The 24,262-nt window shown below is 59.2% G+C and carries 25 protein-coding genes and 1 tRNA gene; 19 read left to right on the top strand and 7 right to left on the bottom strand.

Going from position 1 to position 24,262, the window contains the following annotated elements; genetic code table 11:
* Window positions 1-47 precede the first annotated feature (47 nt).
* Genes H3Z84_RS02965 through lipB form a run of 3 tightly spaced genes read left to right on the top strand, consistent with a single transcriptional unit; the run spans window position 48 to window position 2,167 of the window.
* Window positions 48-1,217 (top strand): D-alanyl-D-alanine carboxypeptidase family protein, encoded by a 1,170-nt coding sequence (locus H3Z84_RS02965; RefSeq protein ID WP_199456195.1) that lies wholly within the window; start codon window positions 48-50, stop codon window positions 1,215-1,217.
* Between the two features lie 41 nt (window positions 1,218-1,258).
* Window positions 1,259-1,528 (top strand): YbeD family protein, encoded by a 270-nt coding sequence (locus tag H3Z84_RS02970; RefSeq protein WP_199456196.1) that lies wholly within the window; start codon window positions 1,259-1,261, stop codon window positions 1,526-1,528.
* Entirely contained in the window at window positions 1,529-2,167 is a 639-nt protein-coding gene (lipB, locus tag H3Z84_RS02975; RefSeq protein WP_199456197.1) for a lipoyl(octanoyl) transferase LipB, read from the top strand.
* Between the two features lie 6 nt (window positions 2,168-2,173).
* Here lipB and H3Z84_RS02980 read toward each other — a convergent pair whose 3' ends face one another.
* A complete protein-coding gene (locus H3Z84_RS02980) occupies window positions 2,174-2,344 on the bottom strand; it encodes a diguanylate cyclase domain-containing protein (protein ID WP_199456198.1) in 171 nt (56 codons plus the stop codon).
* Between the two features lie 317 nt (window positions 2,345-2,661).
* On the opposite strand from H3Z84_RS02980, the gene H3Z84_RS02985 reads away from it, so the two are divergent.
* The gene (locus H3Z84_RS02985) at window positions 2,662-4,107 is read left to right on the top strand and encodes an ABC1 kinase family protein (RefSeq protein WP_058340379.1); all 1,446 of its coding nucleotides are present in this window, start codon (window positions 2,662-2,664) and stop codon (window positions 4,105-4,107) included.
* On the opposite strand, the gene H3Z84_RS02990 is transcribed toward H3Z84_RS02985, so the two are convergent.
* A complete protein-coding gene (locus H3Z84_RS02990; protein WP_199456199.1) occupies window positions 4,047-4,490 on the bottom strand; it encodes a YqaA family protein in 444 nt (147 codons plus the stop codon). The genes H3Z84_RS02985 and H3Z84_RS02990 overlap by 61 nt on opposite strands.
* A 131-nt stretch (window positions 4,491-4,621) precedes the next feature.
* Here H3Z84_RS02990 and H3Z84_RS02995 point away from each other — a divergent pair, with 131 nt between their 5' ends.
* Complete coding sequence (locus tag H3Z84_RS02995) at window positions 4,622-4,864, top strand: GrxA family glutaredoxin (RefSeq protein ID WP_094624604.1); 243 nt, start codon at window positions 4,622-4,624, stop codon at window positions 4,862-4,864.
* 75 nt (window positions 4,865-4,939) lie between these two features.
* On the opposite strand, the gene H3Z84_RS03000 is transcribed toward H3Z84_RS02995, so the two are convergent.
* Window positions 4,940-6,202 (bottom strand): 6-phosphofructokinase, encoded by a 1,263-nt coding sequence (locus tag H3Z84_RS03000; protein ID WP_022990265.1) that lies wholly within the window; start codon window positions 6,200-6,202, stop codon window positions 4,940-4,942.
* Window positions 6,203-6,346: 144 nt separating this feature from the next.
* Here H3Z84_RS03000 and mpl point away from each other — a divergent pair, with 144 nt between their 5' ends.
* The 4 genes from mpl to H3Z84_RS03020 all read left to right on the top strand — a co-directional run bounded on the left by mpl (window position 6,347) and on the right by H3Z84_RS03020 (window position 11,630).
* On the top strand, window positions 6,347-7,741 hold the full coding sequence (gene mpl, locus H3Z84_RS03005) for a UDP-N-acetylmuramate:L-alanyl-gamma-D-glutamyl-meso-diaminopimelate ligase (protein WP_199456200.1): 1,395 nt from the start codon (window positions 6,347-6,349) through the stop codon (window positions 7,739-7,741).
* Window positions 7,734-8,357, top strand: coding sequence for a flavin prenyltransferase UbiX (locus H3Z84_RS03010; protein WP_199456201.1), 624 nt, complete (start codon window positions 7,734-7,736; stop codon window positions 8,355-8,357). Before mpl ends, H3Z84_RS03010 begins: the two co-directional genes overlap by 8 nt.
* 121 nt (window positions 8,358-8,478) lie before the next feature.
* The gene (locus H3Z84_RS03015; protein WP_022990262.1) at window positions 8,479-9,618 is read left to right on the top strand and encodes an acyl-CoA dehydrogenase family protein; all 1,140 of its coding nucleotides are present in this window, start codon (window positions 8,479-8,481) and stop codon (window positions 9,616-9,618) included.
* A 143-nt stretch (window positions 9,619-9,761) separates the two neighbouring features.
* Entirely contained in the window at window positions 9,762-11,630 is a 1,869-nt protein-coding gene (locus H3Z84_RS03020) for a hypothetical protein (protein WP_199456202.1), read from the top strand.
* A gap of 177 nt (window positions 11,631-11,807) precedes the next feature.
* Here the strand turns inward: H3Z84_RS03020 and H3Z84_RS03025 are convergent.
* Window positions 11,808-11,894, bottom strand: a tRNA-Leu gene (locus H3Z84_RS03025).
* A 253-nt stretch (window positions 11,895-12,147) separates the two neighbouring features.
* Between H3Z84_RS03025 and rnr the strand changes: the two genes are divergently transcribed.
* The 8 genes from rnr to alr all read left to right on the top strand — a co-directional run bounded on the left by rnr (window position 12,148) and on the right by alr (window position 20,262).
* Window positions 12,148-14,601 (top strand): ribonuclease R, encoded by a 2,454-nt coding sequence (rnr, locus tag H3Z84_RS03030; RefSeq protein ID WP_199456203.1) that lies wholly within the window; start codon window positions 12,148-12,150, stop codon window positions 14,599-14,601.
* A gap of 25 nt (window positions 14,602-14,626) precedes the next feature.
* Window positions 14,627-15,364: a 23S rRNA (guanosine(2251)-2'-O)-methyltransferase RlmB gene (gene rlmB / locus H3Z84_RS03035; protein WP_199456204.1), complete on the top strand. Its 738-nt coding sequence runs from the start codon at window positions 14,627-14,629 to the stop codon at window positions 15,362-15,364.
* A 241-nt stretch (window positions 15,365-15,605) separates the two neighbouring features.
* Complete coding sequence (gene rpsF / locus H3Z84_RS03040) at window positions 15,606-16,022, top strand: 30S ribosomal protein S6 (RefSeq protein ID WP_058340370.1); 417 nt, start codon at window positions 15,606-15,608, stop codon at window positions 16,020-16,022.
* A 24-nt stretch (window positions 16,023-16,046) separates the two neighbouring features.
* Window positions 16,047-16,277, top strand: coding sequence for a 30S ribosomal protein S18 (gene rpsR, locus H3Z84_RS03045; protein WP_008937282.1), 231 nt, complete (start codon window positions 16,047-16,049; stop codon window positions 16,275-16,277).
* Window positions 16,278-16,302: 25 nt separating this feature from the next.
* Window positions 16,303-17,169 carry a hypothetical protein gene (locus H3Z84_RS03050; protein ID WP_022987836.1) on the top strand — a complete coding sequence of 289 codons (867 nt, stop codon included), beginning with the start codon at window positions 16,303-16,305 and terminating at the stop codon, window positions 17,167-17,169.
* Between the two features lie 20 nt (window positions 17,170-17,189).
* Complete coding sequence (gene rplI / locus H3Z84_RS03055) at window positions 17,190-17,636, top strand: 50S ribosomal protein L9 (RefSeq protein ID WP_022987835.1); 447 nt, start codon at window positions 17,190-17,192, stop codon at window positions 17,634-17,636.
* Window positions 17,637-17,782: 146 nt separating this feature from the next.
* Complete coding sequence (dnaB, locus tag H3Z84_RS03060; RefSeq protein ID WP_036218876.1) at window positions 17,783-19,189, top strand: replicative DNA helicase; 1,407 nt, start codon at window positions 17,783-17,785, stop codon at window positions 19,187-19,189.
* Window positions 19,189-20,262: an alanine racemase gene (gene alr, locus H3Z84_RS03065; protein ID WP_199456205.1), complete on the top strand. Its 1,074-nt coding sequence runs from the start codon at window positions 19,189-19,191 to the stop codon at window positions 20,260-20,262. The genes dnaB and alr overlap by 1 nt, the downstream gene beginning before the upstream one ends.
* Here alr and H3Z84_RS03070 read toward each other — a convergent pair.
* Entirely contained in the window at window positions 20,237-20,593 is a 357-nt protein-coding gene (locus H3Z84_RS03070; RefSeq protein ID WP_022987832.1) for a hypothetical protein, read from the bottom strand. The two genes, alr and H3Z84_RS03070, sit on opposite strands and share 26 nt — an antisense overlap.
* A 156-nt stretch (window positions 20,594-20,749) precedes the next feature.
* On the opposite strand from H3Z84_RS03070, the gene H3Z84_RS03075 reads away from it, so the two are divergent.
* The gene (locus H3Z84_RS03075; RefSeq protein WP_199456211.1) at window positions 20,750-21,643 is read left to right on the top strand and encodes a sugar nucleotide-binding protein; all 894 of its coding nucleotides are present in this window, start codon (window positions 20,750-20,752) and stop codon (window positions 21,641-21,643) included.
* Between the two features lie 38 nt (window positions 21,644-21,681).
* Here H3Z84_RS03075 and fnr read toward each other — a convergent pair whose 3' ends face one another.
* Window positions 21,682-22,431 carry a fumarate/nitrate reduction transcriptional regulator Fnr gene (gene fnr / locus H3Z84_RS03080; RefSeq protein WP_022987830.1) on the bottom strand — a complete coding sequence of 250 codons (750 nt, stop codon included), beginning with the start codon at window positions 22,429-22,431 and terminating at the stop codon, window positions 21,682-21,684.
* Window positions 22,432-22,516: 85 nt separating this feature from the next.
* A complete protein-coding gene (gene ylqF / locus H3Z84_RS03085; RefSeq protein WP_199456212.1) occupies window positions 22,517-23,440 on the bottom strand; it encodes a ribosome biogenesis GTPase YlqF in 924 nt (307 codons plus the stop codon).
* Window positions 23,441-23,675: 235 nt separating this feature from the next.
* On the opposite strand from ylqF, the gene H3Z84_RS03090 reads away from it, so the two are divergent.
* Complete coding sequence (locus tag H3Z84_RS03090; RefSeq protein ID WP_228285689.1) at window positions 23,676-24,116, top strand: Spy/CpxP family protein refolding chaperone; 441 nt, start codon at window positions 23,676-23,678, stop codon at window positions 24,114-24,116.
* The last annotated feature ends 146 nt before the right edge of the window (window positions 24,117-24,262 follow it).

Consider the following 24,262-nt stretch of genomic DNA (forward strand, 5'->3'; position numbering starts at 1 on the left):
CCGCCGGCACACATAAGACCAACATCTGACGACGAATGACACAACCCATGGTTTTCAAAATGTTTACCCGAATTTTTCTACTGGCATTTGCTCTGTTTGTAACCGCAGGGACGGCCTCGGCCCAGTCCCAGTCGGTCCTGATTCCTTCTCCTCCGGCCATTGCCGGCAGCTCCTGGGTTCTGATGGACCCCCTGAGCGGCCGTGTGATCATGGAGAACAACAGCAACGAGCGTTTGCCCCCGGCCAGTCTGACCAAGATGATGACGGCTTACATTGTTGAGCGTGAGCTGGACGAAGGCCGGATTTCCATGTCTGACATGGTGCCCATCAGTGTGAAAGCCTGGCGTACAGAGGGTTCCAGGACCTTCGTACAGGAAGGCACCACGGTATCTGTGGAAAACCTGCTGAAAGGCGTGATCATCCAGTCCGGTAACGATGCCTCCGTGGCCCTGGCCGAATTTATTGCCGGCAGTGAGGGGGCGTTCGTGGACATCATGAACCAGCAGGCGCAATTGCTGGGTATGACGAACACCAACTTCCAGAATGCCACCGGCTTGCCGGCCCCGGACCATTTTTCGACCGCCTACGACCTGGCCCTTCTGGCCCGGGCAATTATCCAGGACTATCCGGAAAACTATCCGCTGTATGCGGAGAAGCACTTCACCTACAACAATATCCGTCAGCCAAACCGCAACGCCCTGTTGTGGCGGGATGACAGCGTGGATGGCCTGAAGACCGGCCACACCGAAGAAGCTGGTTACTGCCTGGTGGCGTCTGCCAAGCGTAACGACACCCGGCTGATTGCCTCGGTAATGGGCACCTCGAGTTCCGAAGCCCGGGCCCAGGAAGTTCAGAAAATGCTGAACTACGGTTTCCGTTACTACGAAACCGAGCGTTTGTTCCGTGCCGGCCAGGAGCTGGTGCAGGCAAAGGTCTGGGGCGGCCAGGCTGACCAGATTTCCGTGGGTATGCCGGAAGATGTGTACGTAACCATTCCCCGCGGCTCCAGAAACCAGCTGGAATCTACCGTAGACCTTGATTCTGTGATCAAGGCACCCATCAATGTGGGAGACGAGCTGGGTCGCGTTCGGGTTATCCTGGATGGCGAAACCCTGGTGGACGAACCGGTACTGGCGCTGACCGAAGTGCCGGAAGGCGGGCTGTTCAAGCGGCTTTGGGATGCCATCAAGCTCTTTTTTGTTCAACTGTTTGAGTGAGCCACAGGCACAGAGTGTGCCCTGGCCGGGAGAAAGACGGCGTGAGTGAGCCGAAAGCACCGAAAATTGAATTTCCCTGCGATTACGTGATCAAGGTGATCGGTAACGCCGCCCCGGATTTCACGGAATTCGTGGTGGAAGTGGTGGAGCAGCACGCGCCGGGCATCTGCGAGGCAGATATCTCGGTAAACGACAGCAGCAAGGGCCGGTTTTCGTCTGTGCAGCTGAAAATCGTTGCCACCGGTGAAGAGCAACTCAAGGCACTGTTTGAGGAGCTCAAGGCCAGTGGCCGGGTTCACATGGTGCTGTAAATGCCAGACCTGATTGTCCGCTCGCTGGGCCAGCAGCCCTATATGGAAGCCTGGGAGGCGATGAAGAACTTCACCGCCAACCGGGACGAGTCCACGGTCGACGAGCTCTGGTGCCTGGAACATCCCCGGGTGTTTACCCAGGGGCAGGCGGGCAAGGCCGAGCATATTCTGTTACCGGGTGATATCCCGGTTATCCAGGTAGACCGCGGCGGCCAGGTGACCTACCACGGCCCGGGCCAGCTGGTGATCTACCTGTTGATTGACCTGTCCCGGCGCAAGCTGGGTGTCCGGGCCCTGGTGGATGTGATCGAGCAGGCCATTGTGCGCACACTGGCCCAGTCCGGTGTGGAAGCGGCACCCCGTGCCGACGCGCCCGGTGTCTATGTGAACGGGGCCAAGATTGCATCGCTGGGCCTGCGGGTGCGCCGGGGCTGTTCCTTCCACGGCCTGGCCCTGAACGTGAATATGGACATGGAGCCGTTCTCCCGCATCAATCCCTGTGGCTATGCCGGCATGAATATGTGCCAGGTGAAAGACTTCGAGCAGGGCGCCTCGGTATACGAGCTTGAACGCCGCCTGGTGAAAGAGCTGGTAGCCGGGCTGGGCAACCAGCAGGTGGAGCATCGCCAGGGCTGGTAAGCCGGTTCAGCGTGCAGCCGTGGCCTCGATGCACACCTGGTCCCGGCCGCCGGACTTGGCGGCATACAGGGCTTCATCGGCCCGCATCCGTTCAGCGCTGGCACTGGCGTCGGCCAGGGCCGTCTCCGGTAACAGCACCAGGAATTCCTCTCCGCCCCAGCGGGCAATGGTATCCATCTTGCGACAGCAGAACGCTGGCGTTCAGGTTGTCGCCATGCTGGCTCGAGCGCCAGGCGAAGAAGGCCAGAATGGGAACCGCGGCCGCGCTCAGCCAGTCGTGGCCGGTCTGTACATAGTAGAGACACTTAAGCGCTGTGACTGTATCGAATCGTAACCTTCAGCGGGTACTGATTATTGCTGGTTAAAGTTTGTGCACATTGGCCCCGGAAGCGGAAATCCGGCGACGAATCGGTTAGCTTGTATCGGGGCAGGATCCGTATAATGCATGGAAGTATCGGAAAAGCAGCAAATTCCCAGACAAAGACAGGTCGTTCATGACAGAAAGGCGCTCCGGAAAATCCGTCTCACGCATCAAGACCGGTAGTTTTGAGCGTCGGCTGTCGCTGACCAAGGCCGGTCTCTTTGCTGGAACCCGCATGGCCTCCCACATGGCTACCAACTGGTTCAGCAGCAAAGACACCCGTGAGCAAAGGCACAAGGCCATGCTGTCCAGCCAGGCCCGGTTCCTGGTGGATGAGCTTGGCCGCCTGAAGGGCAGTGTGGTCAAGATCGGCCAGGTGATGGCGCTGTACGGCGAGCACTTTCTGCCGGAAGAAGTGACTGAAGCCCTGCATACCCTGGAAGACCAGACCACTTCCCTGGAGTGGCCGGCCATTGAACGGGTGCTGAAGGCGGAAATCGGTGCGGATCGGCTGGCAGAGCTGGAGGTAGACCCGGAACCCATAGGCGCTGCCTCGCTGGGGCAGGTGCACCGCGCCGTGCGCCGCAGTGATGGCCTGGAACTGGTGCTGAAGGTTCAGTACCCCGGCGTGGCCGATGCCGTAGACAGCGACCTCAACGCCGTGGCCCAGTTATTGAAAGTAGCCAGGCTGGTGAGCTTCGGCCCTGAATTCAATGACTGGCTCGAAGAAGTCCGGCAGATGATGCACCGGGAGGTGGACTACCGGCTGGAAGCTCGCACCACGGAAAAATTCCGCCAGATGCTGGCGGACGATCCCCGGTTTATCGTGCCTCGGGTGCTGCCGGAATATTCCACCGATCACATCATCGCCTCAACCTATGAACACGGCCATTCCGTAGGCTCCCAGGAAGTGCGGGAGCTGTCCCTGGAGCGCCGGAGCGCCCTGGGCAAGGCGGCCCTTGAGCTGTTTTTCCGGGAGCTGTTTGTCTGGGGCGAAATCCAGACCGATCCCAACTTCGGCAATTACCGGATCCGTATTGCCGGTGAAGCCGGGGAGGAGCCGGATTATGATCGCATTGTGCTGCTCGATTTCGGTGCGGTACAAAGCTATTCCCGGGAGTTTCTGGACCCGGTCATCCAGATGATCCGGGCGTCCTATGAAGACGACCTGGAACAGGTGATCGAGGGCGGCGTGAAGCTGCGTTTTATGAGCTACGACTGGCCCCGGGAAGTGCTGGAAAAGTTCGGACAGGTTTGCATGTCGGTGCTGGAGCCCCTGGCCCGGGACCAGGGCCAGTGGCCGGACTATGCGGTAAACAGCCACGGCCAGTACCGCTGGAAACAGAGCGACCTGCCATCCCGGGTGGCCCGGCAGGCAGCACGCTCGGCCATCAGCCGTTACTTCCGGGTACCGCCCAAGGAGTTCGTGTTCCTGAACCGGAAGCTGATTGGTGTGTACACCTTTGTGGCGGTGATGCACTCCGAGTTTAATGGTGAACCACTGTTGCGCCGTTACCTTTACGGTGAGGATCCGACCAAACCGGACGCTTCCAGTACCACCCAGATCACAAAGGCGTAGCGCAAGCCCTTGCCGATGGTTACCAGCACCACAAAGTTGAGCCAGGGCACCCGCATAATGCCGCCCACCAGTGTGAGCGCGTCACCCCCGATCGGCAGCCAGCCGAGGAGCAAAGACCACTGCCCGTAGCGGTTGAACCGGTTGCGGGCCTTGTGCAGTTGCAGTTCGCTGACCGGAAACCAGCGTTTGTGTTTGAACCTGTCTACCTGCCGGCCAATGATGCCATTCACCACCGAGCCCAGGGTATTGCCGGCGGTGGCCCAGAACCAGATCCAGAACAGGGCGTAATCCTGGTTCACCAGGGTGCCCACCAGGATCTCGGAGTAGGCTGGCAGCAGTGTAGCGGCCGCGAAGGCGGTCAGGAAAAGGGTCAGGTAGGCCATGGCGTCTCCATGGCTGAATCGTAAAGTACTATGGCTGTAATGGTAAGTGCCAATTTCCAATCCCCGGACGAGCTGTCATTATTTGCCCAACTTTCAGGTTTTGGTTTTCCTTTATTTCCCGAGGAGGTTTTATGGAGCAGGTTACCATCTACGGTCGCATGAGCTGCCCGTTCTGCGTAGCGGCAAAGAACTTGTGTGAGTCCCGGAACATGCCCTACGTGTGGGTCGACATGATCGAGAAAGGGCTGAGCAAGCAGGACGTTGCCGACAGGATTGGCCGCCCGGTGTATACCGTGCCGCAGATTCTGGTGGGTGACGAATACGTTGGCGGCTACGACGATTTCTCCGCCTACGTGCGCAGGCAGCCCGCCTGACCCCATTTTCTGTCTTCCAGAAACACAAAGGCCCGGCTGTAAAAAGCCGGGCCTTTGTGTTTCTGGCGATAGCTGTTACAGGGTGAACTCTGTTTTCAGCTTTTTCTCGGCCAGTTGGTTTTTCAGCTTGGCCACCTTGGGCAGGCCATTCTCGAACGGCGGGAAGCTCTCGCCCTCGATCAGCGGCTGCAGGTAGTCACGGCACTCTTCGGTAATGCCGAAGCCGTCATCCGTAATGTAGTGGATGGGCATTTTCTTTTCCTGGTTAGCCACTTCGCTCAGGTTGGCCTGGCCAATGCTCCAGCGGTAAGGCTTGGCCTGGTCCCGCACGATGGTGGGCATCAGTGCCTGTTTGCCGTTCAGGGCCATTTCCACGGCAGCCTTGCCCACGGAGTAGGCCTGTTCTACGTCGGTAGCGGAGGCAATGTGCCGCGCTGCGCGCTGCAGGTAATCGGCAACGGCCCAGTGGTACTTGTGGCCCAGGGCCTGTTTCACCATATTGGCCAGGGCCGGTGCAACACCGCCCAGCTGGGTGTGGCCGAAGGCATCCTTGGCGCCAGCGTCGGCTACAAACCGGCCGTCTTCGTACTGGGCACCTTCCGAGGCAACCACCACGCAGTAGCCGTAATCTTTCACGCACTGGTCTACGCGCTCCAGGAACTTCTCCCGGTTGAACGGGATTTCCGGGAACAGGATGATGTGGGGCGGCTCGCCTTCACCCTGGCCGGCCAGTCCGCCGGAAGCGGCAATCCAGCCCGCGTGCCGGCCCATCACTTCCAGGATGAACACCTTGGTGGAGGTTTCGCACATAGACTTGATGTCCAGGCTGGCTTCCAGGGTAGAGGTGGCAATGTACTTGGCGACCGAGCCAAAACCGGGGCAGCAGTCGGTGAACGGCAGGTCGTTATCAACGGTCTTGGGCACGCCGATGCAGGTAATCGGATAACCCATCTTGTCGGCCAGCTGGGACACCTTGTAGGCGGTATCCTGGGAATCGCCGCCACCGTTGTAGAAGAAGTAGCCGATGTCGTGGGCGCGGAAGACTTCGATCAGGCGTTCGTACTCGCGCTGGTTTTCCGACAGGTTCTTCAGCTTGTAGCGGCAGGAACCGAAAGCGCCGCCCGGGGTATGAATCAGCGCCTGGATGGCGTCGTCTGACTCCAGGCTGGTATCAATCAGCTCTTCTTTCAGGGCGCCGATGATGCCGTTACGGCCGGCAAACACCTTGCCGATCTTGTCCGGGTGCTGGCGGGCGGTCTGAATAACGCCACAGGCACTGGCGTTAATAACGGCGGTTACCCCGCCAGACTGGGCATAAAACGCATTCTTGATAGCCATCTCGGGCTAAAGCCTCCTGCTGGTTCAATGATGGCGCAAATCATACGCGAATCAGGTGGAAGTTTCATGAGCATATACCGTGCCCTTGACCCCGCAGAAAGTATGGTAGAGGCTTGGCAGGTTTCAACCGGAGGCCTTACCTTAATGCACATACACATACTGGGAATCTGCGGCACTTTCATGGGCAGCCTGGCGGTCATCGCCCGCGAGCTGGGGCACACCGTGACCGGTTCCGACCAGGGGGTATACCCGCCCATGAGCACCCAGCTGGAGGCCCAGGGTATCTCGTTAATGGAAGGCTACCGGGTGGAGAACCTGGAGCCCAGGCCGGATCTGGTGCTGATTGGTAATGCCATGTCCCGGGGCAACCCGGAGGTAGAAGCCGTGCTGAACCGGCGCATCGATTACATGTCCGGCCCCGAGTGGCTGGCCCGGGAAGTCCTGCGCCATCGCTGGGTGATGGCGGTGGCCGGCACCCACGGCAAAACCACCACCACCGCCATGCTGCTGTGGATCCTGGGCCAGGCCGGGTTTGATGCCGGCTACCTGGTGGGCGGCGTGCCCCAGGATTTCCCGGTGTCCGCGCGCCTGGGCAGCAGCGACTTCTTTGTCATCGAGGCCGATGAATACGACAGCGCGTTCTTCGACAAGCGCTCCAAGTTTATCCATTACCGCCCGAACACCCTGATCCTGAACAACCTGGAATACGACCACGCCGATATTTTCGAGAATGTGGAAGCCATCGAACGCCAGTTCCACCACCTGGTGCGCACTGTTCCGTCCCAGGGGCTGATCATTCGTCCGGCCCTGGACCAGCACCTGGATAACGCCCAGGAAATGGGCTGCTGGAGCCCGGTGCAGGATACCGCCATCGGCAGCGAGATCAGTCGCACCTCAGACTGGCGCGCGGAGCTGCTGGCAGAAGACGGCAGCCGCTTTATGGTCATCCACCACGAGCAGCCGGTGGCTACCCTGAAGTGGAAACTGACGGGTATGCACAACGTGCGTAATGCGCTGTCAGCCATTGCCGCCGCCCGCCATGTGGGTGTAACGCCGGACCATGCCGTGGCCGCCTTGTGCCGATTCTCCGGTGTTAAGCGACGGATGGAGCTGGTGGGCGAGGTTGGTGGTGTGCGGGTGTATGACGACTTTGCCCATCACCCGACGGCCATTGCCCTGACCCTTGAGGGCTTGCGCAGCCAGGTGGGGGACGAGCCGATTCTTGCCATTATCGAGCCCCGTTCCAACACCATGAAACAGGGTGTACACCAGCAGACCCTGATTCCCAGTGCCGCGGCAGCAGACCGTGTACTCTGGGGTAACCTGAGCGAGATGAACTGGCTGCCGGAACTGGTGAACGGCTGGCGTGCCGAGCACGGCGAGCTGGACCACCACGGCGTGGAAGAGTCGGTCGATGCCCTGATTGCCCGGGCCGTGGACCAGCTGCCGGAAACCTGCCACATTGTGATCATGAGTAACGGTGGCTTCGGTGGTATTCACCGCAAACTGGTCGCCGAACTGGAGAAGCGTCGTGGCTGAAACATCACCGGTAATTAACCTGGCATTTACCGGCGCGTCCGGGGCCCAATACGGACTGCGCCTGCTGCAGTGCCTGGTAGCCAACGGTTGCCGGGTGAACGTGATGATCAGCAAGGCGGCCCAGGTGGTGATGGCCACTGAAACCGATTTCCGCCTGCCCGGGTCCACACCCGCCATGGCAGAGGCTTTGTCGTCCTATGCCGGTGCCGAAGACGGCCAGGTACAGGTGTTCGGCCGTGAAGAATGGTTCTCGCCCCCGGCCTCCGGCTCCGGCGAGAAAGCCCCGCTGGTGGTTTGCCCCTGCAGCACCGGCACGCTGTCGGCCCTGGCCACCGGTGCCAGCAACAACCTGATCGAGCGGGCCGGGGATGTCGCCCTGAAAGAGCGTCGCAAACTGATCCTGGTGTTGCGGGAAACTCCCTACTCCGAAGTGCACCTGGAGAACATGCTCAAGCTCACCCGCATGGGGGCGGTGATCATGCCGGCCAGCCCGGGCTTCTATCACAACCCTCAATCCCTGGATGACCTGGTGGACTTCATGGTGGCCCGGATTCTTGACCACCTGGACCTGCCGCAAACCCTGGTCCCGCGCTGGGGTGCAAAGAAAACAGATTGACCCTTCCCGGGACGTTGGTTTTGGCCAAAGCGATTGATGGTTTTCACCATTGAGCCAAAACCCGCCCCGCCACAGACTTGCTGAACACAACGATAAACCAACCCGTTCACCGAGGTTCAGCATGATTCCACGTACTCTGTTCGACGCCGATCTTGAAGGCTTTCGCGATTCCGTTCGCAAGTTCCTGGAACAGGAAGCCGCGCCTTATCACGAGCAATGGGAAAAGGATGGCCAGGTCAGCCGTGAGCTCTGGCGAAAGGCGGGCGAGCTGGGCTTCCTGTGCCCGATGCTGCCGGAGGAGTACGGCGGCGTGGGGGCCGATTTCCGCTACTCGGCGGTGATTATGGAAGAAATCTCTCGGGCCGGTTTGTCCGGCATTGGCTGGGGACTGCACTCCGATATTGTGGCGCCGTACATCCTGAACTACGGCTCGGAAGAGCAGAAGCAGAAGTACCTGCCGAAAATGGCCTCCGGTGAAATGATTACCGCCATCGCCATGACCGAGCCGGGCGCCGGTTCTGACCTGCAGGGCGTAAAGACCACCGCCATTCGCCAGGGCGACCACTACAATCTCAATGGCTCCAAAACGTTTATTACCAACGGTCAACTGGCAGACCTGGTGATCGTTGTGGCCAAGACCGATCCCAAGGAAGGCGCCAAGGGCACCAGCCTGTTGCTGGTGGAAACCGCCTGGGAAGGCTTCGAGAAAGGCCAGAACCTGAACAAGGTGGGCATGAAGGCCCAGGACACCTCCGAGCTGTTCTTTCAGGATGTAAAAGTGCCGGCCGATAATCTGTTGGGCAGCATGGAAGGGCAGGGCTTCTTCCAGCTGATGCAGGAGTTGCCGGCGGAGCGCCTGCAAGTGGCTCTGACTGCCGTAGCCGCTGCCGAAGCAGCCTGGCAGTGGACCCTGGACTACGTGAAAGAGCGCAAAGCCTTCGGTAAACCGGTTATCGCGTTCCAGAACACCCGTTTCAAGCTGGCGGAGCTGAAAGCCGAAATCACGGCCGCCCGGGTGTTTACCGACCGCTGCCTTGAGCTGCACCTGGACAAGAAGCTGGATATCCCCACTGCAGCCATGCTCAAGCAGCACACCACAGACCTGCAGTGCAAGGTGATGGATGAATGTGTGCAGCTGCACGGCGGCTACGGCTATATGTGGGAATACCCCATTGCCAGGGCCTGGGCCGATTCGCGGGTGCAGCGCATCTATGCCGGCACCAACGAAATCATGAAGGAAATCGTGGCTCGTTCATTCTGAGGGTTTTGACCCGGCTGGCCCCGACACCGTGCGGGGCCAGTGCTTTACCAAACTTTACAATTTGCCAAGCCTGTCAAGGTCTCCCGGCGGTACATCCCCTAAAGTAGTGGCACAACCTCTAACAAGGATAACCGGTTGCCGCGATGAAACGCCTGACTGCTCTCTCCGTTCCCCTGCTTACCCTTGCCATCGCCGGTTGTGGCGAAGAATCCGACCAGCTGCCCGTGGATGGCCGCGATTTTGATGGCGTGAATTACAGCGAACCGGCGCCGTACCAGGGGCGGGTGATTGACGGCTATCTGAAGAATGCCAGGGTCTGGCTGGATGTCGACGGTGATGGAAAGTACACCGCCGAGTCGTTCACCGTAGAGCTGGATAATGGCAATTCTGCGGTTATCGAAGGCGGCGAACCCATGGCCATGAGCGGTCAGGATGGTGCGTTCAGCCTGGACCTTGCCTCTTTGCAGTTGTCACCCCAGGAAGGCCGACCGCTTGATCCTCGGGACTACCCGCTGTTCGCAGCCGCTATTCCCGGAACCACGGTTGAGCAGACCGAAGTGGGGGATCAGGCCATAGCCGTGGGCTATGTTTTGTCGGCTAATCCCGGTGTCCGCAATGTCACGCCGCTGACCACCCTGGCCCGTTACCAGACGGCATTGGAGTTGATGCCCGGGGGCGATCTGGGCGAGAGCCTGGCTGGCATCAACGTGACTGCGGATTATATCCGTGGGCAGGATGACCGGGCCCATGCCTATGCCCGGGCACTGGTGAAGTTTATGACACAGCAGGTGGCAAGCAGCATGCCCGAAAGGGCGGGCGCAGAGCTTAGCCTTAGCCCGGAAGAGGCCCGGCTGCTGGGCACTTCCCTGTTGCGGCACGCTCCGGCGGTAATTACGGCCGTAGATCAGGCGGCTGGCGATGACTACTCCAGCGTGGCGATCGATACTCTGGAACTGCCGGATGTCACCGTCAGTATCACCGATCCGCTGGTGCTGACGGGTCAGCAGGTCTTTGCCCGGGCGGAAAGTGGTGAGCTGCCAGTGGCACCGGATAACCTGGTTGCCTCAACCGGGCTTGAGTTTGAGTACGGTGAAGACGGGCGGCTGGCCAGAATTGCGGCGAATGGCTGCCTGGCGCTGTCGATGCCGGAACTGGCCCGGCTGATTGATGCTGGTGGTTATATGGGCCGGCTTTCTACCCAGTGGCTGCCCTCGGTATCCCTCGCGCCAGCGGGTTGGGATGCGTTCAATCCTGAAAACGATCCCGACCAGGCAGTGGATGAAACTCTGACCTTTGACTGGGATGGAGGGGCGATCGAATTCCAGACGTCGACACTTTGCCATGCAGCCAGGGGCATCGAACCGGCATCCACCGAGCTTGGCGCCGGAGCGGAGGTTAGCTATAGCTGGAGTGAGCAGGACGGTGCAATTTCGGAGCTTGTTGCGACAGTCGGTGGCGTTGGTGCGGACGCGGGGGTTGTCTACCGGTTAGCCCCGGGTTCTGGGGAGTTGGTGGCCGATTACACTATTACCAAAGATGACCGGCCACTCGAGTCTGTTGAACTGCAGGGCGGGCCTACTGACTGTGGGCCTGTTGACGACGAAACCGCACAGGAAAACTTTGTAGTTACCGAAACCCTTGGCTATCTGTTTGCCGGCTATGAGCCACAGCCGACAACCTTTACCGACCTGGCGTTCGAATACGATACCCGGACGCTTTCAACAGACGGTGCTGAGGTAAAGGTCAATCGCCTCCTGCGCTATGCATTCCTGGATCCGGCGCTGGCCGGTTCGGGCAATGTGACGGCAGACGCCGGGTTCCAGTGGTTACTGCACTACGACTCCACGCCGGATGTAAATGCTCCGAACCTGATTCGGGAGGCTTATCTGTCTGATTATTCTGTGCAGAGTTGCGGAACCGGCAGGCCCGCGCCAGCGCCAGCCAGGGTCTATGCGAAGGTCGAGTACAGTTACATGAAGTTATCGGAGTATTTGCTGGAAGCAATCCAATAAGAGTCAGGTGGATGCCGGGTGACTCTGTGCGCCCGGTAGCCCAGGCAGGATGATTGGGGGCGAAAGTACAAGGAAAACAAACGCAGAAAAACCGACAGCAGGCCGTTTGGCTTGGTCAGTGGCGTATCGTGCTTTTAAGGCTTTCTAAGGAATCTTGCCATTTCCTGAGGGAGGAAATGGTGCCGAGGAGAGGACTTGAACCTCCACGGGGTTGCCCCCACTAGCACCTGAAGCTAGCGTGTCTACCAATTTCACCACCTCGGCAGGTGATTTGCAGATTCGCTGTTAGTTTGTTGAAAACTTAGCGTTTCTGCCAGCCCGGTGAGGTGTTCCCCTCAACCGATGGCGCGTACTTTAATGATTCCGTTCGGGGCTGTCAAACATTTTTTCAAAAAAAGTTTTCGCCGTATTTGTGCCTATTAATTGTTCCCTGGTTAGGCAGGTTCGACATACCAACGTTATACTGCAGGGATAATGAATTCCGCCGCAATATCGCGGCCAGATAGCAAGGATCCGAATGGTTTCCAGGAAGAAAGAACACAAAGACCCTCACGCCAGTCGTGAGGCTCAGAAATACGAAAACCCCATCCAGAGCCGGGAGTTTATTCTCCAGCACCTGAAAGAGCGGGGGGCACCGGCCACCCATGAGACTCTGTGCCAGGAGCTTGGGCAAACTTCCGAGGAAGGTATAGAAGCCCTTCGCCGCCGGCTGATTGCCATGTGCCGCGACGGGCAGCTGATTTGTAACCGCCGGGATGCGTTCCTGCCTATAGAAGAAGCAGACCTGGTAACCGGCCGGGTGGTCGGGCATCGGGACGGCTTTGGCTTCCTGATTCCTGATGATGGCGGTTCCGACCTGTTTCTCACTGCACGCCAGATGCGCCAGGTGTTTCACGGTGACCGTGTAGCTGCGCGGGTTGACCAGGTGGATGACCGTGGTCGTCGGGAAGGCAAGATTGTTGAAGTGCTCGAGCACCGTACCGAGCAGATCGTTGGCCGCTTCTTCAAGGAAAGCGGTATTACCTTCGTGGTGCCCGAGAATGCCCGCATCAACCAGGAAATCCTGGTTCCGGACGAGCACGTAGGCAAGGCGGTGCATGGCCAGTATGTAGTCGTACAGATTCTGCGTCAGCCGACAATCCGTACCCAGCCGACAGGGCAGGTTGTCGAAATCCTGGGTGAGCACATGGCGCCCGGGATGGAAATTGATGTGGCCATCCGTTCCTACGAGATTCCCCACAGCTGGCCGTCCGCAGTGGGTGAGCAGGCAGCAGCGATTCCTGCCGAAGTGGCAGAGAAGGACAAGGCCAACCGGGTTGATATCCGCAATATGCGGCTGGTGACCATCGACGACGAAAGCGCCCGGGATTTCGATGACGCCATCTATTGCGAGCCGCGCCCCCGTGGCGGCTACCGCTTGGTAGTGGCGATTGCTGACGTATCCCACTATGTGCGTCCGGGCTCCCCGCTCGACGAAGAAGCCATTCAGCGTGGCAACTCGGTGTACTTCCCTGATCATGTCGTGCCCATGCTGCCGGAGAAGCTCTCCAATGGTCTGTGCTCCCTGAATCCGGGCGTGGATCGCCTGTGTATGGTGGCGGATATGACCATCAGTGCTGCTGGTAATATCAGTGGTTACACCTTCTACCAGGCGGTGATGCGCAGCCATGCCCGGCTGACCTACAACAAGGTCAGTGCCATGCTGGAGCATCCGGATACCGAGCAGGGCTACAAGCTCAGCAGCCATTACGCTGATTTGTTGCCGCACCTGCATAACCTGTATGAACTGTACAAGCTGCTGCGCCGTGCCCGCACCGAGCGGGGCGCCATCGATTTCGAAACCACCGAAACCAAGATTGTGTTCGATCCCGAGCGCAAGATTGAGGAAATCGTTCCGGTGCACAGGAACGATGCCCACAAGATTGTGGAAGAGTGCATGCTTTGCGCCAACGTGGCGACGGCGCGGTTCCTGAAAAAACACAAGATGCCGGCGCTTTACCGGGTACACGATGGCCCGTCGGAAGAGCGTCTGGGCAACCTGCGCCTGTTCCTGGGCGAGCTGGGTTTGCAGCTGGGTGGTGGTGACAAGCCCACCTCCGGTGATTACCAGCAGTTGCTGGAGCAGGTGGCGGATCGCCCGGATGCCAACGTCATCCAGATGGTGATGCTGCGCTCCCTGAGCCAGGCGGTCTACAGCCCGGAAGAAGCGGGCCACTTCGGCCTGGGCTTCCCCAGCTATACCCACTTTACGTCGCCGATTCGCCGCTACCCGGATTTGATTGTGCATCGGGCTATCAAGTCCCGCATCCATAATCCGGAAGTGACCAAGGATGTGGTCTCACCCAAGGTGGCGGATCCGCAGCTGGCAGAGTACCCCTACGACCTCGCCAAAATGGAACAGCTCGGTGAGCATTGTTCCATGACCGAGCGCCGGGCTGATGATGCCACCCGGAATGTGATGGCGTGGCTGAAGTGCGAATTCCTGCGTGACCACGTGGGCGAGGAGTACAACGGTGTGATTGCTGCCGTGGTGCCTTTCGGTTTCTTTGTGGAACTGTCTGATATCTACATTGAAGGCCTGGTGCACGTTTCCACCCTCAGTGGTGATTACTTCCACCACGATGCCGCCAAGCATCGCCTGATCGGCGAGCGCACGGCAGTCAGCTTCCGCCTGGGTGATGAGGTGCGTGTGAAGGTGATGCGGGTCGACCTGGAAGATCGCAAGATTGACCTGGAGCTGGTCAGCACCCCGAAGAAGCGCACGGCAGACCGCGATGCCCTGGATATGTCCAAGCGTGAGTCCCGTGGTCGGGGCGATCGTGCAGGCAAGGGTGGCAAAGGCAGTAAGCGTACCGGCAAGCCGGCCAGTGCCAAGGAAAAGCTGGCGGCTGAAGCGGCCAGGGACGCAGCGCGCAAAGGTGGCAAGGGCAAGTCTCCGGCGGCAGGCAAGAAGCGCAAGCCCCGCAAGTAACCAGTTACACAGGAATTGATCGTTAGTGTCTCAGGAATATGTATTTGGCTGGCACGCCGTGGATGCGGTGCTGAAGCGGGAGCCGGAACGGCTTCAGCAGGTATGGATCCAGACCGGACGGCAGGACAAGCGCGTAAAATCGGTGACCGATGCCCTGGATGGCCTGGGTGTGCGCTGGAAAGTAGTGCACCGCCGGGAGCTGGATGAACGCGTGTCCGGCGTCCACCAGGGTGTTGTGGCGGCCGTGGCGGAAAGCCGTGAATGGACGGAAGACGACCTGCTGGCCCAGCTGTCCAATAGCGACAAGCCGCCGTTTTTGCTGGTCCTTGATGGCGTAACCGATCCGCACAATCTCGGTGCCTGCATGCGCACCGCAGATGCGGTCGGTGTCCAGGCCGTTATTGTGCCCAAGGACAAGTCCGCGTCGCTCACACCGGTGGCCCGTAAAGTGGCCTGCGGTGCGGCAGAAACCGTGCCCTTTGTGCGGGTAACCAACCTGGCCCGCTTTCTGCGGGAGCTGAAGGACCTGGGGGTGTGGCTGATCGGCACCGCCGGCGAGGCCGATGCCGGCCTGTACCAGGCTGATTTCAAGGGGCCGGTAGCGCTGGTTATGGGGGCCGAAGGCAAGGGTATGCGCCGGCTGACCCGGGAACACTGCGACCAGCTCATCAACATCCCCATGCAGGGCCATGTCGACAGCCTGAACGTTTCGGTGGCGACCGGCGTTTGCCTGTACGAAGCCCTGCGCCAGCGACTCGGTTAATCCTTGCACTGCAGGCCCCTTGGGCCTAGAATACGTGACCCCTTTTTTAAGGGGCGGTTTTGTATTGCCTGCATTCCGGGCTGCAAAACGTCGCTTTTGATCTGGCCTTACCCGTAAGTGCCTTGTTGATAAAGCAAAAAAGAAGCCGGCAGCTTTGCTGTCACCTCCTTGCTTTCATGCTGGGTCGCGGTCCGGAAGGATCGCCGAAAGAAGAAAGCTGTTTAACCCGTAGGGAGAACTCATGCGTCACTACGAAATCGTTTTCATGGTACATCCGGATCAGAGCGAGCAGGTGCCCGCGATGATCGAGCGTTATACCAGCGTCATCACTGAAGATGGCGGTAAGGTACATCGCCTGGAAGATTGGGGCCGTCGTCACCTGGCATACCCGATCAACAAGATTCACAAGGCTCACTACGTACTGATGAACGCCGAATGTTCACAGGCCGCTATGGACGAGCTGACTCATAACTTCCGGTTCAACGATGCCATCATCCGTGACCTGATTCTGCGTCGCGACGAGGCTGTTACCGACATGTCTCCGATGAAAGCCGCTGAGTCCCGCGAGGACCGTCGTTCCGGCGGAGACGATCGTCCGCGTCGTTCAGCTGATTCTGACGACCGTCAGAGCAGCGCATCCCAGGACGAAGAAGAGTAATTAACCGGAGTTAGGAGTTACGTTATGGCTCGTTTTTTCAGACGTCGTAAGTTCTGTCGTTTTACGGCAGAAGGTGTTAAAGAGATCGATTACAAAGATCTGGACACCCTGAAAGGCTACATCACTGAAACCGGCAAAATCGTGCCCAGCCGCATCACCGGCACCAAAGCACGTTATCAGCGTCAGCTGGCTACCGCTATCAAGCGTGCCCGCTACCTGGCACTGCTGCCGTATACGGACAGCCACGATCACTAAGCACAGATAGACAGGACCCGGGACCATGCGTGCACTGGCACAGTATGTAATGCGCGGTCCCATGCAGGCCGGCGGGGTTGCGGCAGTTGCGACTGCATTACCCTTGCTGTTCTGGATTGGCGCAGCAGTTATCGGCCTGGTCATTTTACGACTGGGCATCCGGCAGGGGCTGAACATCGGTCTCTGGGCAGTACTACCCGCACTGGGTTGGGCCACCTTCGGGCAGGATCCGACCGCGTTGGTGGTGCTGTTGCAGGTGATGCTGATGGCGTCGATTCTCAGAACATCGCTGTCCTGGGAGAGAGCGCTGCTGTCGGGCGCCTTTCTGATGATACTGACAGGGCTGATGATGCCCTTGATGTATCCGGCACTGCTGGACGAACTGGTCCAGGCCGGTGTCGGGTTTTACGAGCAATACAACGCCGAGGTGGCGCGGTCACTGGGCAGCGAACTTGAGCTGATCATCCGCAACACCATGAACGCCAGTATGGCGGGCACCTATTTCGCCACGGCCATTGGTATGACAATGCTGGCGAGGGCATGGCAGGCGGGGCTGTATAACCCCGGAGGTTTCCGTAAGGAATTCCATGCCCTGAGGTTGTCGCCGGCCATTGCGGTTGTGTGCGCTGTCACCATGGTGATAGGCCCGCTACTGGGGCTCAATTCCATGCTGCTGGCATGGGCTGCGGGTACACCGCTGTTCATCGCTTCGCTGGCACTGGTGCACGGGTTTGTTGGTCGTAAACAGTGGGGCGGGCAGGCATTGGTAGCATTCTATGTGCTACTGGTTCTGCTGGGTCCGAGTCTGATGATGCTTTTGTTGGTTCTGGCTTTTGTGGATAGCTGGCTGGATATCCGGGGGCGAATAAAACCCGCCGGGCCGGCTGAATAAAGCACGAAGAGGTTAACGAGATGGAAGTTATTCTGCTCGAGAAAGTAGCAAACCTTGGCTCCCTGGGTGACAAGGTAAAGGTTAAGGCCGGTTACGGTCGTAATTTCCTGCTGCCGTATGGCAAGGCTGTTCCTGCCACGGCTGCAAACGTACAGGCGTTCGAAGAGCGTCGTGCCGAGCTGGAAAAAGCTGCCGCTGAGAAGCTGGCCGCTGCCCAGGCCCGTGCCGAGGCTCTGGAAGGTGCGTCCTTCACCATCAGCTCCAAGGCTGGTGAAGAAGGCAAGCTGTTCGGTTCTATCGGTGTTCGTGACATCGCAGAAGCTGTTTCTGCCGGTGGCACTGAAGTCGAGAAGAGTGAAGTTCGTCTGCCGGAAGGTCCGCTCCGGACTGTCGGCGAGTTCGACATCGAACTGCAGCTGCACACTGATGTTGAAGTTACTATCAAGCTGGCGGTTGTTGCCGAGTAATCGGTAGCCGCTACAGGTAGCTTCAAAGGAGCTGAAACCCCGGGTTTCAGTTTCCCCAGACGGGCCCGAACCGGAGACGGTTTCGGGCCCGTTGCTTTCTGGTATTCTTGTACTCCCGTATTCCCATTTCAATGTTGTCGGTATTTATGGCCAATCCCACTCTGAAACCTGCGTCGATGGATCCCGAAACCAGCCGGATCAAGGTTCCCCCTCATTCGGTAGAGGCAGAACAGGCTGTTCTCGGTGGTTTGATGCTGGATAACCGCCGTTTTGACGAAATCTCCGAAGTTATTTCTGCCTCCGACTTTTACCGGCAGGATCATCGGCTGATCTTCGGTGCGGTGGAACGGCTGGCCAGCGAAAGCGAGCCGCTGGATGTGGTTACCCTGGCCGAGTTCCTGGAGCGGGCCGGCGACATTGAAGATGCCGGCGGCTTGTCGTACCTGGCCGAGCTGGCCGAGAAAACCCCGGGCGCGGCAAATATTCGCGCCTACGCTGACATTGTCCGCGAGCGTTCGATCCTGAGGAAACTGGTGGAAGTTTCCGGCCAGATTTCCGACTCGGCCTTTAACCCGCAGGGTCGCAAAAGCAGCGAGATTCTGGACGAAGCCGAGCGCAGCGTGTTCCAGATTGCAGAATCCCGCAGCAAGGAGGGCTCTGGTCCCAAGGCCATCAACCCGATCCTGGCCACCACCCTGAGCCGTATTGAAGAACTGTTCGAATCCGGCGAGCAGACCACCGGCCTGACCACCGGTTTCCGGGACCTGGACGACCAGACCTCCGGTATGCAGCCGGCAGACCTGATTATCGTGGCGGGGCGGCCCTCGATGGGTAAGACCACCTTCGCCATGAACATTGTTGAAAACGCACTGATCAGCACCGGTACTCCCATCCTGGTGTTCAGTATGGAAATGCCCGCCGATGCACTGGCCATGCGTATGTTGTCTTCATTGGGCCGGATCGACCAGACCAAGGTACGAAGCGGCAAGCTGGAAGAAGACGACTGGCCGCGGTTGACCTCGGCGGTCAGCCTGCTGAAAGACAAGCCCCTGTACATAGACGACACCCCGGGCCTGAGCCCCACGGAAATGCGTTCCCGTGCGCGCCGTATTGCCCGGGAAAACGGCGGCAAGATCGGCCTGATCATGGTCGACTACCTGCAGCTGATGCGGGTGCCCGGTAACACCGAGGGCCGTACCGCCGAGATCTCGGAAATTTCCCGTTCCCTGAAAGGCATAGCCAAGGAGCTGAGCTGCCCGGTGGTTGCACTGTCGCAGCTGAACCGGAGCCTGGAGCAGCGGCCCAACAAGCGCCCGGTGAACTCGGACTTGCGGGAATCCGGTGCGATCGAGCAGGACGCCGACGTCATCATGTTTGTATACCGGGACGAGGTGTACAACGAAGACACCCAGGATAAAGGCATTGCCGAGATCATCATCGGTAAGCAGCGGAACGGCCCCATCGGCACCATTCGCCTGGCGTTTATCGGCAAGTACACCAAGTTTGAGGACCTCGCCCACGGGGATTACGGTGACTACGGTGGTGATTACTGATGCCACGCCCCACCGTTGCCCGTATTGACCTTGAGGCGATCAGGTTCAACTATCGCCTGGCTCAGCAGAAGGCTGGCAACGCCCGGGCCATGGCTGTGGTCAAGGCCGACGGTTATGGCCATGGCATCCAGGCGGTGGCCGGTGCCCTGGACGGGCTGGCCGAGAAATACGCTGTGGCTTGCCTTGAAGAAGCGGAAGCCATCCGTGAGGCGGGCCTGCCGCAACCGGTGGTGTTGTTGCAGGGCGTGCATGAAGCGAGAGACCTGGCCCGTTGTGCCGCCATGGACTTCGAGCCGGTGTTGCACTGCCGGCAGCAGCTGGGCTGGCTGTCTGAAGCCTCGGTACCGAGCTTCTGGCTGAAGGTAAATACCGGTATGAACCGGCTGGGTTTCCGGCCCCGGGAGTTACCGGAGGTGGTGGCCGGCCTGGAGTCCATGGGCGCCCGAACCCGGTTACAGGGCTTTGTCACCCACTTTGCCTGTGCGGATGACCTGGCCAGTGATTTCACCGGGCAGCAAACCCGCAGCTTTGAAGCGGCGGTCGCGCCCTGGCCGGATCTGATGCGCAGTGTCGGTAACTCGGCGGCCCATTTCCGGCCCAACCAACCCCTCTACGAATGGAGCCGGCCTGGCATTATGCTGTACGGCGCCTCGCCAATGATTGGTAAAACCGGACTGGATCTCGGGCTGAAACCGGCCATGATCTTGGAAGCACCTTTGATCACCACCCGCACCGTGCGTGCCGGTGAAGCCATTGGCTATGGGTGCACCTTTACGGCAGACCGGGACACCCGCATGGGCATGGTGGCGATCGGTTACGGCGACGGCTACCCGCGCCATGCGGGCACGGGAACGCCGGCGGCCATCAATGGCCAGCGCATACGGCTGCTGGGCCGCGTATCCATGGATATGCTGGCGGTGGACCTGGGCAATGCGCCTCAGGCCCGTGAAGGGGACAGGGTGGAGCTTTGGGGCCCGACCGTCAGCGTGGATGAGGTGGCGGAATGTGCCGGCACCATCGGCTATGAGTTACTGACCGGGGTTTCTGCTAGGGTGCCTCGGGTTCATGAATGATCTCCTCGATGAAATCGAGAATCGCCGCCAGGCTACGGTCATCCAGTTTTTTCAGAACCTTGTGAATCACCATCTTGCTGCCTTTGAGCATGCTGCTGATGCCCATCCTGGCCATGCCCATCATCATGCTGCCGGCTTTCAGGCGGCGCAGCGGTTCGATGAAGAAGAAATCCAGCCCGGCTTCGGTCAGCTCGTTGATCAGGTCGTACAGCTGTTCAATAGCCTGCTTGTCGGCCTTGCCGCGGCTTTTCAGCTCGCTTACTGTGTACAGCGCGCGGGTACGGAGTTCATCGGGAATCGGGGCAACAATATGGCTCTGTTGTTTCAGCATAGGGCTTCCTGTTGTTGTATGCTCGCAAGTGAGACTTCAATTAACACCGGCGTTTCAGGTTGCAGGCATAGTGCAGCAACCCTCCGCTCCGGCCATTGGCCTGAGTGGTTCCCGACAGGCGTCATATCAGTGATATTCCGGAGGCGTTGATTCCGCGTGCATGTACTTGTTGTTCACGACTACGGCCCACTGGGGAAAGTGCTCCTGGAGCGCTTGCGCAAAACCCATCTGCGGGTGAGCCCTTTGCTGGTCAGCGACCCGGCCAATGCCGACCTGAAAGCCCTGGAAACCTGGATTCCGGAAGATGCAGACCTGATTGTGAATGCGCTCTGGCTGACTGACCCGGAGAAAGTCGAAGCCAACCCGGAAGCAGCCCATGAGGTGGCCCTTTCACTGCCCCTGTGCCTGGCTGAGCACGCCCGGGACCGAGGCATGGCGCTGCTGCAGTTGTCTTCCTGCTACGTGTTTGACGGCCGCAAACAGGGTGCTTACATAGCGTCTAACCCGGGCCAGCCAATCAACGAGCTGGGCCGCTGGCAGTGGGAGTGTGAACAGGCGCTGCGTACACTGCTGCCCCGGCACATCCTGCTGCGTACCGGTTGGAGCCTGGGCCGCTTTATCCGCAAGCTGTACGAAAGCACGGGGCGCGCAGACACCTTGTCGCTGCCCGGCCGCTGCCAGGGCCAGCCGGTGGCAGTCCAGGACCTTGCCCGGGTGATAAGTGCGATTGTGCTGCAACTGGATTGCGGTGCCGAAGTCTGGGGCACCTATCAGTATGCCGGTTCCGAAGAGATCAACCTGTATGAGCTGGGGCTGGCGATCGCCGGTATGCCCGGTATTCCGGAAGACATTCGCGTGGTGGACGAACTGCCACAGTGGGGACACCTGGAGCCTGTAAACACCACCATGGTGTGCAGCAAGATCAAGAACACGTTCGGTATCAAGCAGCTGCCCTGGCGCACATGGCTAAATGAAGAGGTTTCCATGATCAAGGGTACGGGTAGTATCGACGAAAAAGCTGAAGAGAAGACCGAGCCGACGGACCTGTAATCCGCCGGCCAGTGATATTCAGAAAGGAGTCAGGGTGGTTACTGACAGCCCTGGCGGGCGAAGTCACGGGTAACCAGCTGCAGGGCTTCTACATCCAGCAGTTCTACTTCACGGCCACGGGCACGGATAATGCCCTGGTTCTGGAAGCGGGTGAACACCCGGCTAACGGTTTCTACTGCCAGGCCCAGGAAGTTGGCAATGTCGTTCCGTGCCATGGGCAGGCTGAAGTTGGTCGGCGACATGCGACGGCGACGGAAGCGGCTGGACAGTGACAGCAGCAGGGCGGCAATGCGCTCTTCTGCGGTGTTCTTGCTCAGCAACATGGCCAACTGGTGGCTGTTCTGGATTTCCTGGCTCAGCAAGTGGTACATATGATGCTGAAGCTCGGGCAGTTTGCCGGTGAGCTCTTCCAGCTTTTCGATCGGGAACTCGCACACACTGGTGCGTTCCAGGGCCTTGGCCGTGCAGGCGTAGGTGTCGCTGCTCATGCTGTCGAGCCCGACCAGCTCGCCAGGCATAAAGAAGCCGGTCACCTGCTCGTCACCGCCTTCGGTAATGATAGAGGTCTTCACCGACCCGCTCTTCACCGCAAAGCAGGACCGCATCGGGGTGCTCTGGTCAAAGATGTGCTCGCCCCGGTTGTAGATTTTGCCCTGCTGGACAATATCTTCGAGCCGCTCGAGATCGTTCTCTTCAACGGCAAGGGGAAGGCAGAGGTTGCTCAGGCTACACTGCTGGCATGAGGCTTTGAGCGGAGACACTTGGTGGAGATGAATTGCCTGGGCCATAGTTGATAAACCATCCGGGTTGATCCAAATCAAGCATAGCAGAATGGTAGCCTGATATGTAAGTGTTGAACAGCGAACGATCGATTCAGCGTTTCTTTCGTTTCCGCTGTTCGGCTTTGAGGGCTTTTTCCTTCGCTTCCTGCTCTTCCTTGATACGCGCTGCTGCCAGTTCCTGTTCAACCATGTCAGGTGTTTCCAGGGAAATCTGCCCCAGTGTGCCGGCCCGGAATTCGTTCAGCAACACCTCGGAAACCTTGTGCAGGTCCGGTACGCCGCCGCGGCCCAGAAAGCGCCGCTTTTCCGCAATGGCGTCCATCAACGCCAGCCCGTCCTGTGGCTTCTGGTCGAGGCCGTAGCGGGCCATGACCAGCTCCGGGTAGGCCTGCACCAGGTAGTCGGCTTCAAACATTGCAACATCTTCAAAATCCAGTACCGCGCTGCGGATGGCGCCGGTGACGGCCAGCCGGTAGCCGCACTGCTCCGGTGACAGCTTGGGCCAGAGAAAGCCCGGGGTGTCGTACAGCAGCACGTTATCCGGCAGCTTGATGGCTTGCTGGGCCCGGGTAACCGCCGGCTCGTTGCCGGTCTTGGCGGCGGGGCGACCGGCCAGGGTGTTGATCAGCGTGGACTTGCCCACGTTGGGGATGCCCAGAATCATCACCCGCAGGGCGCTTTTCTCCCGGTTGTGGTTCGGGGTCATTTCCTCGGCCAGCTTGAGGATGCCCAGGGCTTCCTGGCGCTGGTTGTGGGTGAGGGTGATGGCCCGCACTCCGCGTTCTTTTTCAATCCAGGCCAGCCATTGTTCGGTGATTGCCGGGTCAGCCAGGTCTCGCTTGTTCAGCACCTTGATCAGCGGCGTGTCGCCACGCAGCGACGGCACCAGCGGGTTCTCGCTGCTGAACGGGATTCTGGCGTCTACCACCTCGATGATCAGGTCCATCTGGGGCATGACCTGTTTGATCTCCTTGCGAGCCTTATGCATATGCCCGGGAAACCAGTTAATCGCCATCGGTGTTGCTCCGCCTGTTGCTGAAAGGCGCCATTATGCAGGGGAATGACTAAACTTTCACATTTATCGGAAGCCCCGTGATGTCTGGGCTGGCAACGGTTTTTCTGTGTGCTGTGTACAGAATGACGGGATATCGGGATGAAATCCGGTGTGTGATTGTTTTAGGGTGTGGGGTCTCAAACGTTAAGCCAATAAACGGCGGCTTTGACAGTGGCCGTCTGCGATGGAGAAAATTATGCAGCAAGTTGTGAAATTTATCGGTTCCGCACTGATTGCTCTAAGCCTGTCGGCCACCGCATTCGCCCAGCAGCCCGGTCAGCCGGACCAGGTTGCCCAGCTTGCAGAAATGGTGGGGCTGTCTGACGACCAGCAGAGCGAAATCCGCGACATTATTGATGACATGCAGGGCGAGATCGGCGAGCTGCGCCAGAGTGCCCAGAACCTGCAACAGAAGCTGCAGGGTGAAATCAAGCCGGACTACAACGAATCCGCCATCCGCGACAACGCTGAAGAGCTGGGTGATGTAACCGGTGAAATTGCAGCGCTTTCCGCACTGATGCAAGCGAAAGTGGATGCCGTTTTCACTGAGGAGCAGCGCGCAGAGCTGGACCGCCAGATGCAGGAAATGCAGCGTCAGATGCAGCAACAGCGCCAGATGATGCAGCCGGGCCAGTAAGTTCGCCCGTTGTTACACTGCCCGCGCCTGCCGATGCTGCAGGTGCGGGTTGTTTTCTCTTCGGTTACCCCCTTTGCCACTCCGCCTTTTCCCCGCAATTCTTTCGGTACAAAAGCCTTGACCGGTCTATAAGTTTATTTCACGGT

It is taken from the genome of Marinobacter sp. bablab_jr003 (genome assembly GCF_016464245.1).
GTDB lineage: Bacteria > Pseudomonadota > Gammaproteobacteria > Pseudomonadales > Oleiphilaceae > Marinobacter > Marinobacter vinifirmus.

What these genes read in the sequence shown, in the direction of transcription:
- H3Z84_RS02980 (WP_199456198.1), bottom strand. Translation starts at nt 2,344, where the DNA reads ATGGATACCATTGCCCGCTGGGGCGGAGAGGAATTCCTGGTGCTGTTA.
- lipB (WP_199456197.1), top strand. Translation starts at nt 1,529, where the DNA reads ATGCCAGACCTGATTGTCCGCTCGCTGGGCCAGCAGCCCTATATGGAA.
- H3Z84_RS03015 (WP_022990262.1), top strand. Translation starts at nt 8,479, where the DNA reads ATGATTCCACGTACTCTGTTCGACGCCGATCTTGAAGGCTTTCGCGAT.
- dnaB (WP_036218876.1), top strand. Translation starts at nt 17,783, where the DNA reads ATGGCCAATCCCACTCTGAAACCTGCGTCGATGGATCCCGAAACCAGC.
- H3Z84_RS02990 (WP_199456199.1), bottom strand. Translation starts at nt 4,490, where the DNA reads ATGGCCTACCTGACCCTTTTCCTGACCGCCTTCGCGGCCGCTACACTG.
- H3Z84_RS03020 (WP_199456202.1), top strand. Translation starts at nt 9,762, where the DNA reads ATGAAACGCCTGACTGCTCTCTCCGTTCCCCTGCTTACCCTTGCCATC.
- H3Z84_RS03000 (WP_022990265.1), bottom strand. Translation starts at nt 6,202, where the DNA reads ATGGCTATCAAGAATGCGTTTTATGCCCAGTCTGGCGGGGTAACCGCC.
- H3Z84_RS03070 (WP_022987832.1), bottom strand. Translation starts at nt 20,593, where the DNA reads ATGCTGAAACAACAGAGCCATATTGTTGCCCCGATTCCCGATGAACTC.
- rpsF (WP_058340370.1), top strand. Translation starts at nt 15,606, where the DNA reads ATGCGTCACTACGAAATCGTTTTCATGGTACATCCGGATCAGAGCGAG.
- H3Z84_RS02985 (WP_058340379.1), top strand. Translation starts at nt 2,662, where the DNA reads ATGACAGAAAGGCGCTCCGGAAAATCCGTCTCACGCATCAAGACCGGT.
- mpl (WP_199456200.1), top strand. Translation starts at nt 6,347, where the DNA reads ATGCACATACACATACTGGGAATCTGCGGCACTTTCATGGGCAGCCTG.
- alr (WP_199456205.1), top strand. Translation starts at nt 19,189, where the DNA reads ATGCCACGCCCCACCGTTGCCCGTATTGACCTTGAGGCGATCAGGTTC.
- rnr (WP_199456203.1), top strand. Translation starts at nt 12,148, where the DNA reads ATGGTTTCCAGGAAGAAAGAACACAAAGACCCTCACGCCAGTCGTGAG.
- H3Z84_RS02995 (WP_094624604.1), top strand. Translation starts at nt 4,622, where the DNA reads ATGGAGCAGGTTACCATCTACGGTCGCATGAGCTGCCCGTTCTGCGTA.
- H3Z84_RS02965 (WP_199456195.1), top strand. Translation starts at nt 48, where the DNA reads ATGGTTTTCAAAATGTTTACCCGAATTTTTCTACTGGCATTTGCTCTG.
- fnr (WP_022987830.1), bottom strand. Translation starts at nt 22,431, where the DNA reads ATGGCCCAGGCAATTCATCTCCACCAAGTGTCTCCGCTCAAAGCCTCA.
- ylqF (WP_199456212.1), bottom strand. Translation starts at nt 23,440, where the DNA reads ATGGCGATTAACTGGTTTCCCGGGCATATGCATAAGGCTCGCAAGGAG.
- H3Z84_RS03050 (WP_022987836.1), top strand. Translation starts at nt 16,303, where the DNA reads ATGCGTGCACTGGCACAGTATGTAATGCGCGGTCCCATGCAGGCCGGC.
- rpsR (WP_008937282.1), top strand. Translation starts at nt 16,047, where the DNA reads ATGGCTCGTTTTTTCAGACGTCGTAAGTTCTGTCGTTTTACGGCAGAA.
- rplI (WP_022987835.1), top strand. Translation starts at nt 17,190, where the DNA reads ATGGAAGTTATTCTGCTCGAGAAAGTAGCAAACCTTGGCTCCCTGGGT.
- H3Z84_RS03090 (WP_228285689.1), top strand. Translation starts at nt 23,676, where the DNA reads ATGCAGCAAGTTGTGAAATTTATCGGTTCCGCACTGATTGCTCTAAGC.